Below are 12,648 nucleotides of genomic sequence, written 5' to 3' on the forward strand. Positions count from 1 at the left end.
GTGAAACAGGTGTATAATAATTCTATAACAGCGGAACTTGATATTCAAATATTTATTGAGGTGAAAAAAATGACCAAGGTTCCTTATGAAGTATATACCGAGGAAGTAGGTACTCTATCTGTACTTTCCCCGGATGGCAAAATCGTAAACAAAGATCTTCTGCCTGAATTGTCGGACGATCAACTGAAAGAAATTATGTACCGTATGGTATTTACCCGTACTTGGGACGACCGCGCCGTAAACCTCGGCCGTCAAGGACGTCTCGGTTTCTACGCTCCTGTATCCGGTCAAGAAGCTACGATGGTAGGCAGTGAGTTTGCGCTTGAGAAAGACGACTTTATCTGCCCGGGCTACCGCGATATGCCGCAAATCGTATGGCATGGACTTCCGCTTTACCAAGCATTCCTTTATTCCCGCGGACATCAGCATGGCGGACAAATTCCCGAAGGCGTTAATGTATTGATGCCTCAGATCATCATCGGCGCGCAAATCCTGCATGCCATGGGTATCGCTATGGGCTACAAATTGAAGAAGCAAAAACAAGTGGTTATTACGTATACCGGTGACGGCGGCTCTTCCGAGGGCGACTTCTACGAAGGCCTGAACTATGCAGGCGTGTACAAACTGCCGGTCATCTTCTTCGTGCAAAACAACGGCTACGCAATTACGACTCCGTTCTCCAAGCAGACAGCAGCGTTGTCTATCGCGCACAAAGCTGTTGCAGCCGGCATCAAAGGCGTTAAAGTTGACGGCATGGACGTTCTCGCCGTGATCAAAGCGGTTCAGGATGCTGCAGAGCGCGGCCGCAACGGTGAAGGCGCAACGCTGATCGAAGCCGTGACATACCGTTTCCGTCCGCATTCCTTGTCTGACGACGCTACGAAATATCGTACGAAGGAAGAAGAGGGCGAGTGGAACGAGAAGGATCCGATCGCGCGTCTTGCGAAGTACCTGGAAGCCAAAGGCCTCTGGACAGAAGAAGATACAGCTCGCGTGAAAGAAGAAGCGAAAGCGAAAGTCAACGAGCAAATCAAAAAAGCAGAACAAACGGAAAAAATGACGGTACCTGGTTTGATCGACAGCATGTTCGAGCAAACGCCGAAGCATTTGGAAGAACAGAAAGCCGATTTCCAATAAGAGTGACGGGCCGATGATTGTCAAAGGTTGATCCTGGATGATCATCCGGTTTGTCATGGGCGCATCAGGTCTTGTTTTTAAATAACGTTTAACATCGATATATAGCCTTATAAGGCATCACACTGGAAGAACAGTGAACTGTATTTCTTAAGGAGGAAATGAAGCAATGGCACAAATGAACATGAAAGAAGCGATTCGCGACGCCATGCGCGTTGAATTGAGCCGTGACCCTAACGTTGTCATCTTCGGTGAAGACGTAGGTAATGTCGGCGGTGTTTTCCGTGTAACGGAAGGCCTTCAAAAAGAATTCGGGGAAGAGCGCGTATTCGATACGCCGCTGGCAGAGTCCGCTATCGGCGGTTTGGCAGTAGGTCTCGGTATTCAAGGCTTCCGTCCGATCGCTGAAATTCAATTCGTTGGATTTATCTTTGAGGCGCTCGACCAAATCGTCGTTCAAGCAGCGCGCATGCGTTACCGTTCCGGCGGACGCTACAACTCCCCGATCGTATTCCGTACACCATTCGGCGGCGGGGTTAAAGCGGCTGAGCTGCATACCGACGCACTCGAAGGTTTGATCACGCAAACCCCGGGTATTAAAGTTGTAGTACCTTCCAATCCTTATGATGCAAAAGGACTCATGATCGCAGCGATTCGCGACAATGACCCTGTATTCTTCATGGAGCACTTGAACCTGTACCATGCGTTCCGCGCTGAAGTTCCTGAAGGTGATTACACCGTTGAGCTTGGCAAGGCTAACGTGGTTCGCGAAGGAACGGACGTTACGATCATCGCTTACGGCCTGATGGTTCATACTGCTACGAAAGCGGCAGACGAGCTTGAGAAGAACGGAATCAAAGCTGAAATCATCGACCTGCGCACCATTTCTCCAATCGACATCGATACCGTGCTGGCTTCGGTTAAGAAAACCAACCGTGCCATCGTCGTTCAAGAAGCGCAGAAATCTGCCGGCGTAGCCGCAGAAGTGATCGCTCAAATCAACGAGAAAGCGATTCTGCACCTGGAAGCACCGGTGCTTCGCGTTACGCCGCCAGACACCGTGTATCCATTCGCTCAAATCGAGGACACTTGGTTGCCTACTCCGGCGCGTATCGTTGATGCCGTAAATAAAGTATTGAATTTCTAATAGCAGCAATTTCTAGGGAGGTTTTTCAGTTGGCAAAATTTGAATATCGTTTTCCAGAGCTGGGCGAAGGTTTGCATGAAGGTGAAATCATCAAAATGCATATCAAGCCGGGCGACAAAGTAACAGACGACGACATCATCATGGAAGTACAGAACGACAAGGCGGTCGTGGAAGTTCCTTGTCCCGTGAACGGTACGGTTCAAGAAGTTTTTGCCAAGGACGGTCAAGTATGCCGTGTCGGTGAAGTGGTTGCAATCATCGATGCTGAAGGCGACATTCCTGAGCAAGAAGCCCCTGCCGAAGAGCAGTCCGCTCAAGAAGCTGACGCAGCGAAAGGCAGCGCAGATACGACTTCTTCCCCGGCTCAAGATGCTCCGGCTGACGCTAAACAAGGCGGAAACGGCGAAGCAGCGACGCCTGCAGCACCTAACCGTGAAGTTCTGGCTACGCCAAGCGTGCGCAAATTCGCTCGCGAGCAGGGCGTTGACATCGCACAAATTCAAGGCTCCGGCAACAACGGAAAAGTGACTCGCGAAGATGTAGAAGCCTTCAAGAACGGTGGCGGCCAAACGGCAGCAGCTCCGGCGCAAGAAGCTGCTTCCGAAGCGAAAGCGGCTCCTGCTGCAGCTTCCGCAGCGGTGGACACTCGTGCAGAAGAAGAGCGCGTACCATTCAAAGGTATCCGCAAAGCGATCTCGAATGCTATGGTTAAATCGGCTTACACGGCTCCTCACGTTACGATCATGGACGAAGTAGACGTAACTGAGCTGGTAGCGTTCCGTACCCGCATGAAACCGATCGCTGAGAAGAAGGGCACGAAAGTTACGTATCTGCCATTCATCGTTAAAGCACTTGTTGCGGCAAGCCGTCAATTCCCTGCTTTGAACGCAATGATCGACGAAGAAGCGAACGAAATCGTGTACAAGAAGTACTACAACATCGGTATCGCCACGGATACAGATAACGGTCTGATCGTACCGGTTATCAAAGATGCGGATCGTAAGAGCATCTGGATGATCGCTGACAGCATCCGTGATCTGGCTGCACGCGGCCGTGAGGGCAAACTGGCTCCTAACGAAATGAAGGGCAGCACGATTTCCATCACGAACATCGGTTCCGCAGGGGGCATGTTCTTTACACCAATCATTAACTTCCCAGAGGTTGCTATCCTCGGTACCGGCCGCATCAGCGAAAAAGCGGTTGTGAAGAACGGCGAGATTGTAGCAGCACCTGTTATGGCATTGTCCTTGAGCTTTGACCACCGTATCATCGACGGCGCAACGGCTCAAAACTTTATGAACTATATTAAACAACTGCTCGCTAACCCTGAGCTGCTTGTTATGGAGGTGTAACTAATGGTAGTTGGAGATGCTTCTTTAGATATTGATACTCTAGTCATTGGTGCTGGTCCTGGTGGTTATGTGGCGGCGATTCGTGCCGCCCAACTGGGTCAAAAGGTTCTGATCGTTGATAAATCGGAACTCGGCGGCGTTTGCTTGAACCGTGGTTGTATTCCTTCCAAGGCTTTGATCGCTGCAGCTCATCAGTTCGAATCCGCTAAGCATGCCGATGCTTTCGGTATTTCCGTGGAGAACGTAACGGTTGATTTCGCGAAAACACAGGAATTCAAAAACGGCGTTGTCAAAAAAATGACCGGCGGCGTAGCCGGTTTGCTGAAAGGCAACAAAGTGGAAGTTTTCAACGGCGAGTGCATGTTCATCAACGAAAACGAAGCGCGTGTGTTCAATGATCATGAATCTCCGCGTTACCGCTTCAAGAACTGCATCATTGCTACAGGTTCCCGTCCAATCGAACTGAAGCCATTCCCGTTTGGCGGACGCATCTTGTCTTCCACCGAAGCATTGAACCTGCCTGAAGTACCGAAGAGCATGATTGTCATCGGTGGCGGCTACATCGGTGCCGAGCTGGGTCAAATGTACTCCAAATTCGGTTCCAAAGTAACGATCATCGAAGGTCTGGACAGCGTTCTGGCTGGCTTTGACAAAGACATGACAAGCCTGGTTACCAAGAACATGAAGAAAACCGGTATCGAAATTATCACAGGCGCTAAAGCTGAAAGTGCTGAGCAAAACGATAAAGAAGTTACCGTGAAATACTCCGTGAATGGCGAAACCAAAGAAGTAACAGCAGATTACCTGCTGGTTACGGTTGGCCGTCGTCCGAACACGGACGGAGAGCTTGGTCTGGACCTGATCGGCCTCGATATGGATGAGCGCGGATTCGTGAAAGTCGACCATCAAGGACGCACCAGCATTCCTCATATCTTCGCGATCGGGGATATCGTGTCCGGTCTTGCGCTTGCACACAAAGCTTCCTACGAAGGTAAAGTGGCTGCTGAAGCGATCTCCGGAATGCCGTCCGTCGTGGATTACAAATGTATCCCGGCCGTTGTGTTCACGGATCCTGAATGCTCCAGCGTAGGTTACACCGAAGCTCAAGCGAAGGAAAAAGGCCATAAAGTAAAAGCTGGCAAATTCCCTTACGCAGGCAACGGACGTTCCGTATCCTTGAACCATCCGGAAGGCTTCGTGAAAATCGTGGCCGAAGAGGGAACAGGGCTTATTCTCGGAGCGCAAATCGTGGGTCTGGAAGCTTCCAACCTAATTGCCGAGCTCGGCCTAGCTATTGAAATGGGCGCTACGCTTGAAGATGTAGCTTTGACCATCCATGCGCATCCGACGCTGGGAGAGATCGTTATGGAAGCGGCGGAATTGGTAATGGGTCATCCGATCCACATCATTGCCCGTTAATCCGTAGACGAATTTTCGAGTCATTATATATTCAGCCAGGAGGCAGAGAACGCGCAGGCGGTTTCTGCCTCCTGTTTTTTTTATGTAGATATGCCAACGGATATCCGCCCTCTTTCGGGCAGGGTTATTTTAAGCATCCCAATCATTCCGTGAACATGGTAGACTGAGGATATGAGATTTTAGTGAGGTGACTATGAGATGAAACAATATTTGGAGCTGCTGCAGGACATACTGGATCATGGCGTAGAGAAGGGAGACCGGACCGGAACGGGAACGTTGTCCGTATTCGGAAGACAGCTGCGTTTTGACCTATCCCAAGGGTTTCCGCTAATGACAACCAAGCGGATTCACCTGAAATCGGTCGTACATGAGCTTCTGTGGTTCTTGAGCGGTGAAACGAATATCCGGTACCTAAAAGAGAACGGCGTGCGGATATGGGACGAATGGGCGGATGAAAACGGGGATTTGGGACCTGTCTACGGCTCCCAATGGCGGGCATGGGAAACGCCGGATGGACGCCATATCGATCAGATTGCGGGTGTCATCGATTCGATTAAGAATAATCCCGACTCCAGACGCCATATCGTCAGTGCCTGGAACGTGGCGGAGATTGATAACATGAAGCTGCCTCCGTGCCATTTTGTATTCCAATTCTACGTGGCGGGCGGGAAACTTTCCTGCATGCTTACCATGCGCTCGGTGGACAGCTTCCTCGGGCTGCCGTTCAACATTGCCAGTTATGCGCTGCTAACCCATATGGTTGCCCAGCAGTGCGACCTGGAGCCGGGTGAATTCATCTGGTCGGGCGGCGATGTCCATATCTATTCCAACCATATGGAGCAGGTTAGAACGCAGCTTGAACGTGAACCGTATGCGCTGCCGAAGCTGGTGATCAAGCGCAAGCCGGACAGCATTTTTGATTATACGTTCGAGGATTTTGAATTTGAGGGTTATCAATACCATCCGACCATTAAGGCGACGGTAGCCGTATAAGTATAAATTGGGTTATGGAGGCTCCATGCGGTGACATCCATAAGATCAATGGAAGGAGAGACGGTGTATGATATCGATGATATGGGCAATGGGCAAGGATCAGGTGATCGGGCTGAACGGCACGATGCCGTGGCGCTTACCGCGGGATATGGCCTTCTTCAAGGAGAAAACCCTCCATAAAACGATCCTGATGGGGCGCAAGACTTGGGATTCCTTTGGCGGCAAGCCGCTGCCTCACCGAAAGAACATCGTGCTGACGAGGGATGAGAGCTTTACGTTGACAGAGGATCAGGGCATCGTGATCCATGACATCGAGAACGCGCTACCCTATTCGAAGAACGAGGAACTGATGGTGATTGGCGGATCGCAGATTTATGAATTGATGCTGCCGAAGGCGGATCGTCTGTACTGCACGTTCATTGACGAGAGCTTTGAAGGGGATACGTACTTTCCCGAAGTGAACTGGGATGAATGGAAGATCGTCGAAGAGGTTCCCGGCATCACGGACGAAAAAAATCCGTATGCCTACCGTTTCGTTACGTTTGAACGGAAATAACAGCTTGATGGCACGATTCGTAGGGATAGACTTACTGCCTTCCGTCCATGTTGACAATGCTTTCATAGTAGGATAATACAAATGATCATGCATATAGTCCATTTAACAGGCGAAAAGCGAAATGCTACTATATTTCTAATGTTTATGCAAATGCCTGCTTAAATAGCCGCGAGTAGTGGGGGTTCATGCTTTGATAAAAATTTTTTTAGCATAAATAGAAAAAATAAATCAGGCTGAAACCTGTTTCTTGGCTCATCTGACGATAGATGTCGGATGATTTATGATATGATAAATTGTACATGGTAATCAGCATGGATAGAACGGATGGGGGTAAAGCAGTATGTCTACACCAACAGGATTTATGGAATATCAGCGCCAGCTTCCGGTTGACCGGAGCCCGGCTGAACGAGTTAAAGACTGGGAAGAGTTTCATAAACATTTAGAAGAAGATGAGCTCCAGACCCAGGGAGCACGCTGCATGGACTGCGGTACGCCATACTGCCATACAGGAATCGATATGATCGGCGGCACATCGGGCTGCCCGATCCACAACCTGATCCCGGAGTGGAACAATCTTGTATATCGGGGCTTGTGGAGAGAAGCTCTGGAGCGTCTCCACAAAACGAACAATTTCCCTGAGTTTACCGGACGCGTATGTCCAGCTCCTTGCGAGGGTTCTTGTACCGTCGGCTTGATCGGGGAGCCGGTTACGATCAAATCCATCGAGCAGGCGATTATCGACAAAGGCTTTGAGGAAGGCTGGGTCGTTCCGGAGCCGCCCGAGAAGCGCACGGGAAGACGCGTAGCCGTTGTCGGTTCCGGTCCGGCAGGACTGGCGGCAGCAGCACAGCTGAACAAAGCGGGCCATTCCGTCACCGTCTACGAGCGTGCGGACCGCATTGGCGGCTTGTTGACCTACGGGATACCATCCATGAAGCTGGACAAGGGCATCGTGCAGCGCCGTGTCGATCTGCTCGCGGCGGAAGGCGTCGAATTTGTTGTGAACACCGAGATCGGCAAGGATATTCCCGCCAAGCAGCTGATGGAAGATTATGATGCCGTCGTACTCTGCGGCGGTGCAACAAAGCCGCGCGAATTCAACATTGAGGGCAGTGATCTCAAGGGCATTCATTACGCGATGGATTACCTGAACGGAACGATCAAGAGCCTGCTGGATTCCGGTCTTGAAGACGGCAACTACTTGTCGGCAAAAGACAAGGACGTTATCGTCATCGGCGGCGGCGACACCGGCTCCGACTGCGTGGCGACAGCGCTGCGTCACGGCTGCAGCAGCGTTACCCAGTTCGGTACGCATAAACAGGCTCCGCTGCAGCGCGATCCGATTGCGAACCCTTGGCCGCAATTCCCGAACGTGTATACACTGGATTACGCCCATGAGGAAGCCAAAGCGCTGTTTGGCAACGATCCGCGGGAATTCTCCATCATGACTACGAAATTCGTCGGGGATGATGAAGGGAATCTGAAAGAGCTTCATACCGTTCAAATCGAGCGCATTGTAGATGAAACCGGCCGTAAAGTGTATCAGCCGATTCCAGGCACGGAAAAAGCGTTTCCGGCGCAAATGGCGTTTATCGCGATCGGTTTTGACGGACCGGAGCAGACGCTGGTAGAACAGCTTGAACTTGAAACGGACCGTCGTTCCAATGTTAAAGCGCCGTATGGCAAATATACGACGAATGTGGATAAAGTATTTGCAGCCGGCGACATGCGCCGCGGACAAAGCCTTGTTGTGTGGGCGATCAATGAAGGCCGCGAGGTGGCACGCGAGGTAGACAAATATCTGATGGGCGCGACCGTACTGGTTTAATCCTTCTCCTAAATATGCTATCATGAATATAGTAGTTAAAGGGACTTCGCGAGAGCGAAGTCCTTTTTGGAGTTAGCCTCCGCGCCAGGCTGCTCATCGGGGAGGAGAATGTCATTTGAAAACGTTGGTCATTGCCGAAAAGCCGGATATGGGACGGAATATCGCTGCGGTCATCGAGCCGCGGGCCAAGAACAACCGTACATATCTTGAAGGTGAGCAATACATCATAACTTGGGCTATCGGACATCTGGTTGGGCTGGCGGAGCCGGATGCATATGATCCGAAGTACAAACGCTGGAATTTACGGGACCTGCCTATCATTCCGGAGCAATTCAAAATCATCCCGAATCCGAAAACCAAGGATCAGCTGAAGGTCATTGGAGAGGTAGCCAAGCGCTGCAGCCATATCGTGAATGCCTGCGATGCGGGACGAGAAGGACAATATATTTTCGCACTAATCCAACAACAATTAAAACTGAAACAGCCTGTAAAAAGATTATGGATCTCGGATTTAACGCCGGAAAGCATTGGCCGCGGCTTTGCGGAGCTCAAGGACGGCGTTGAATTCGAGAATTTAACGCAAGCTGCGCGCGCACGCAGCGAAGCCGATTGGTTGATCGGCATGAATGCGTCGCGTGCCTTTACGACCCGCCACCAGACGTTGCTGTCTGTTGGCCGGGTGCAGACGCCGGTGCTGGCACTGATCTATGACCGGCAGAAGGAGATCGAAGCCTTCGAATCGCAAACGTTCTACGACGTGAAAGCTTTGTTCAAGCAGGATCAGCTGGAGTATACGGGAACCTGGCAGGGAGAGCGGCTGACCTCGCAGGAGAAAGCAGAGACGATTGCAGCCAAGGTCCATGGAAAGAACGGCACCATTACTAAATATGAAGTGAAGGAAACGAAGGAATATCCGTTCAAATTGTATGATTTGACCCTGCTTCAGCGTGAAGCCAATGCCAAGTACGGTTACTCTGCCAAAAAAACGCTGGATCTTGCGCAGGCGTTATATGAACGCCACAAGGTGATTTCCTATCCGCGTACGAACTCCAACTATGTGAATGAACAGAATATCGAAGGCATGCACAAGGCCCTTCATATGCTCAAATCGACCTCGTATGCATCAATGGCCGCAGGAGCGGATTCGAGCCGGGTGCACGTCAACAACAAAGCGGTATGCAATCCGCAGCGGGTTGAGGATCACCATGCCATTCTGCCGACATTAAAGCGGCCGGGCACGCTCAGTAAGGAAGAGCAGCATATTTACGATCTGGTCATCACCCGGTTTCTGTCGCATTTTTATCCTCCGGCCATGTACAAGCAGCATACGGTGCTCACCGAGGTCGAGGGGGAAACATTCAAGACGGGAATCAAGGAGCTTTTGTCGCTTGGATGGAAGGTGTTGATTGCCCAGGATACGGAGAAGAAGAAATCCAAATCTTCCAAGAAGGGGAAAGAGGACGAGGAAGAGGAGAACCAGGAATGGAACGACCGTTCCTTTGACCTTACTCCCGACAAGCCGGTGCAATGCAAAAAATCCGAAGTGAAGGAAAAGGCTACCCAGCCGCCAAAAAGTTATACGGAAGGCACGCTGCTGAAGGCCATGGAAAGCGCCGGTAAGTCCATTGAGGATGAAGCGCTTCGGGATGCGATGAAGGATAGCGGTCTTGGAACGCCGGCAACCCGGGCAGCCACCATCGAGCGTTTGAAAAAGGTCGGATATATTACGATGCAAGGCAAAAAAATCACCGTAACGCAAAAAGGAAGAACGGCGGTGGAGCTGATCCGGCATGCCGGCGTCGAATTGCTGGCTTCGCCCGAGATGACAGGCCAATGGGAGCGGCGCCTCCACCAGATCTCCAAAGGCGAAGCTTCTGCTGACGTATTCATGCAAAACGTGCAGAAGTTCACCGTTTCGATCATAAACAAGGTATCCTCGCAGCGTCCGGCGCCTTCGTCGCTTTTCGGCGGAGATGAGGACAAGTCCAAAGGAAGAGGGAAGCGAAGCGCGTCTAAAGCGGCCCCAGCCTCGAAAGCGAAGGATGAGCGCACGAGCAAGCCCACTCCGAAATCAGCACCTGCCGCTTCAAATGAAGCGCCGTCCGTACGATCTCCCTTGGGGCGCTGCCCAAGACCCGGATGTGACGGGCAAATTATTGAAGGACGCAAAGGTTACGGCTGCGCGAATTTCAAAACCGGCTGCAGTTATGTCATCTGGAAGGAATTTGCCGGTAAACAAATTTCTCATGCGATGCTGAAATCCTTGCTGCTTCAGGGAAAGACCCAAGTGTTATCCTTTAAGAACGAAGACGGCAGCACGTATAAGGGCAGGCTTGTCCTTGCGGCGGGCGGTAACGGGCAGCTGGCCGTTCAAGCCGTGGACTCCAGTGCGGCCGTAAAATCGTAAGACGTCGAGGGTTACGCCAAAATAACGAGCCGATCCGGGATATTTACTCCAGGATCGGCTCGTTGTCCGTTCGATTAAGTTAAATGCTCTTCAATGACTTCCGGCACTTCGGTCAACGCCGAGACGGTATAGAGCACATTATGCGGCTCTTGCTTCAGATCGACCAGATTATACTGCCACTCGCGCTGCTGCTTGACGTAGATGCTGTTGATGCCTGCCGTCAATGCCGGAACGACATCCGTGCGGAGCGAGTTGCCGATCATCCACGTATGAGAGCGGACGAACGACCCCATGCCGAGAATCTCCTCAAGCGCCGTGATGTTTTTATGCTGGCGGATATAAATCCGGTCTTTAAAATAGTCCGCCAGCTTCATCTGTTCGATTTTTCGCTTCTGTATTCTGGTTTCGCCCCCGGTATAGAGATAGAGGCAGTGGCCGTCCTCTTGAAGCTTCTCCAGCGTTTCGACCATGCCGGGGTAGGCTTCAATCTCCTGCTCGTATACGCTGAGACCCAACTGGTAGAGAAGCTCCTCTTCCTTAGGCGAGCTATCTCTCCCGTGAATTCGGCCGAAAAAATGGTATGTATCGATCAGGGACTGGGGGAAGTTCGCGCTCGCGAATCCCAGCTTGTCGATGCCGGCTACGTCGATTTCCATTTGCTTGGCTCGGACTTCTTGGGTGGTTACTCCATACGGCTGAAACCATTCGGTCATCCATTCGAAATAATCGCCGAGAATCAGGTCGAAATACTTGTTGCAATGTATTAATGTATCATCCATGTCGAAGATAATATGCTGTGATGTTTTACTCATGGTACGCTCCTTCATACTAGGAAAGTCGAATGTAAGTCTCCAGGAACATTTGCAGCTCGGCCGCACCATCCGGCCGCAGGCTGAATCTTTCGTTATTTTCGGATTTCAGATGGGAGCGCAGCAGGCCTGCCGCCCTCAAGATCATCAGGTGGTGCATCAATTGCTCATAGGGCTGTCCCAATTCGGACGCCATTTCGGACACGGCCTTCGGCTCATCCGCAATATATCTCAGCAGACGCAGACGTTCCGGATCCGCGAGAGCCTCGGTCATGCGCAGGAGAACGACGGGCGGCTCATCCTCGTCTTCTTCCGGTATATCAATAGGGTACTGCAGCAGGAGTACATTATCATAGAAGCAATAGGTATTGATCGGACGAAAATGCGTACCCGGGAACAAGACCACGTTTTCTTGCGGCACGTTATCCAGAATGACTCCGCTGGAAGCATATTCGATCAGATTTTCGTCGTCCATTTTCGGAAGCAGCATTCGTTTCTCCTCGGCATCTTCCTCCAGAAGATGGTACAGGTCAGGCTCCACTTCGGAAAAGTAGTGCTCATACCAGAGCTTCATCAACGGTGTGTAGTTTTCTCGAATTCTGGACGTTTCATCCCGCGTGAGGGACGACAAGTGAGGCTGAAGCAGGCCATGAAGCTCCTCCACCGGGGAAGATTCGATCCAGCCCAGAAAATCAGGGATTTCAAGGTGCTCTCCTCGAAGCATGATCAGGGCGTATAAGACATCGTAATCCGCGAGCGGCCATGAGCGGGCTCCACTGAACTGGACACGTACATGCTGCGGCAAACGCTCATCCATCTCCGTTATCAGCTGTTTTCCAATATCCAGGTTATCGGTCCATTTCCTTGTTGCATATATCATGAAGCTGCCCAGCAGCTCATAAACCATGGATACATCGATACTAACTTTATATTTCATGAACGGATACCCTCCCAATTGATGGCATTGTTATTATTATGGCTTGTATCGATTGGGCTTGTCCAC

10 protein-coding genes are annotated in these 12,648 nt (G+C 51.1%); 8 read left to right on the forward strand and 2 right to left on the reverse strand.

All coding sequences use genetic code 11. The annotated features are described in order from the left end of the window. Positions 1–69: 69 nt before the first annotated feature. The 8 genes from pdhA (at position 70) to M1D70_RS12340 (ending at position 10,836) form a co-directional block, all read left to right on the forward strand. Positions 70–1,137 (forward strand): pyruvate dehydrogenase (acetyl-transferring) E1 component subunit alpha, encoded by a 1,068-nt coding sequence (gene pdhA / locus M1D70_RS12305; protein ID WP_036665657.1) that lies wholly within the window; start codon positions 70–72, stop codon positions 1,135–1,137. A 166-nt stretch (positions 1,138–1,303) separates the two neighbouring features. After that, positions 1,304–2,281, forward strand: a complete 978-nt coding sequence (locus M1D70_RS12310) for an alpha-ketoacid dehydrogenase subunit beta (protein WP_009589183.1) — start codon at positions 1,304–1,306, stop codon at positions 2,279–2,281. A 29-nt stretch (positions 2,282–2,310) separates the two neighbouring features. Next, positions 2,311–3,633, forward strand: coding sequence for a dihydrolipoamide acetyltransferase family protein (locus tag M1D70_RS12315; RefSeq protein WP_009589180.1), 1,323 nt, complete (start codon positions 2,311–2,313; stop codon positions 3,631–3,633). Positions 3,634–3,636: 3 nt separating this feature from the next. Further along, positions 3,637–5,052 carry a dihydrolipoyl dehydrogenase gene (lpdA, locus tag M1D70_RS12320; RefSeq protein WP_009589200.1) on the forward strand — a complete coding sequence of 472 codons (1,416 nt, stop codon included), beginning with the start codon at positions 3,637–3,639 and terminating at the stop codon, positions 5,050–5,052. A 198-nt stretch (positions 5,053–5,250) separates the two neighbouring features. Beyond that, positions 5,251–6,045: a thymidylate synthase gene (gene thyA / locus M1D70_RS12325; RefSeq protein ID WP_015734701.1), complete on the forward strand. Its 795-nt coding sequence runs from the start codon at positions 5,251–5,253 to the stop codon at positions 6,043–6,045. 67 nt (positions 6,046–6,112) lie between these two features. After that, positions 6,113–6,601 (forward strand): dihydrofolate reductase, encoded by a 489-nt coding sequence (locus M1D70_RS12330; protein WP_009589199.1) that lies wholly within the window; start codon positions 6,113–6,115, stop codon positions 6,599–6,601. Positions 6,602–6,941: 340 nt separating this feature from the next. Further along, positions 6,942–8,429, forward strand: coding sequence for a glutamate synthase subunit beta (locus M1D70_RS12335; protein WP_456289973.1), 1,488 nt, complete (start codon positions 6,942–6,944; stop codon positions 8,427–8,429). 115 nt (positions 8,430–8,544) lie between these two features. Continuing rightward, positions 8,545–10,836, forward strand: a complete 2,292-nt coding sequence (locus M1D70_RS12340) for a DNA topoisomerase 3 (RefSeq protein WP_456289974.1) — start codon at positions 8,545–8,547, stop codon at positions 10,834–10,836. A gap of 74 nt (positions 10,837–10,910) precedes the next feature. On the opposite strand, the gene M1D70_RS12345 is transcribed toward M1D70_RS12340, so the two are convergent. Then, a complete protein-coding gene (locus M1D70_RS12345; RefSeq protein ID WP_456289975.1) occupies positions 10,911–11,648 on the reverse strand; it encodes an HAD family hydrolase in 738 nt (245 codons plus the stop codon). A 16-nt stretch (positions 11,649–11,664) separates the two neighbouring features. Then, entirely contained in the window at positions 11,665–12,582 is a 918-nt protein-coding gene (locus M1D70_RS12350; RefSeq protein WP_456289976.1) for an ArsR/SmtB family transcription factor, read from the reverse strand. Positions 12,583–12,648 lie beyond the last annotated feature (66 nt).

The organism is Paenibacillus sp. AK002, assembly GCF_053903045.1.

What these genes read in the sequence shown, in the direction of transcription:
- M1D70_RS12350 (WP_456289976.1), bottom strand. Translation starts at nt 12,582, where the DNA reads ATGAAATATAAAGTTAGTATCGATGTATCCATGGTTTATGAGCTGCTG.
- thyA (WP_015734701.1), top strand. Translation starts at nt 5,251, where the DNA reads ATGAAACAATATTTGGAGCTGCTGCAGGACATACTGGATCATGGCGTA.
- M1D70_RS12310 (WP_009589183.1), top strand. Translation starts at nt 1,304, where the DNA reads ATGGCACAAATGAACATGAAAGAAGCGATTCGCGACGCCATGCGCGTT.
- M1D70_RS12335 (WP_456289973.1), top strand. Translation starts at nt 6,942, where the DNA reads ATGTCTACACCAACAGGATTTATGGAATATCAGCGCCAGCTTCCGGTT.
- lpdA (WP_009589200.1), top strand. Translation starts at nt 3,637, where the DNA reads ATGGTAGTTGGAGATGCTTCTTTAGATATTGATACTCTAGTCATTGGT.
- M1D70_RS12345 (WP_456289975.1), bottom strand. Translation starts at nt 11,648, where the DNA reads ATGAGTAAAACATCACAGCATATTATCTTCGACATGGATGATACATTA.
- pdhA (WP_036665657.1), top strand. Translation starts at nt 70, where the DNA reads ATGACCAAGGTTCCTTATGAAGTATATACCGAGGAAGTAGGTACTCTA.
- M1D70_RS12330 (WP_009589199.1), top strand. Translation starts at nt 6,113, where the DNA reads ATGATATCGATGATATGGGCAATGGGCAAGGATCAGGTGATCGGGCTG.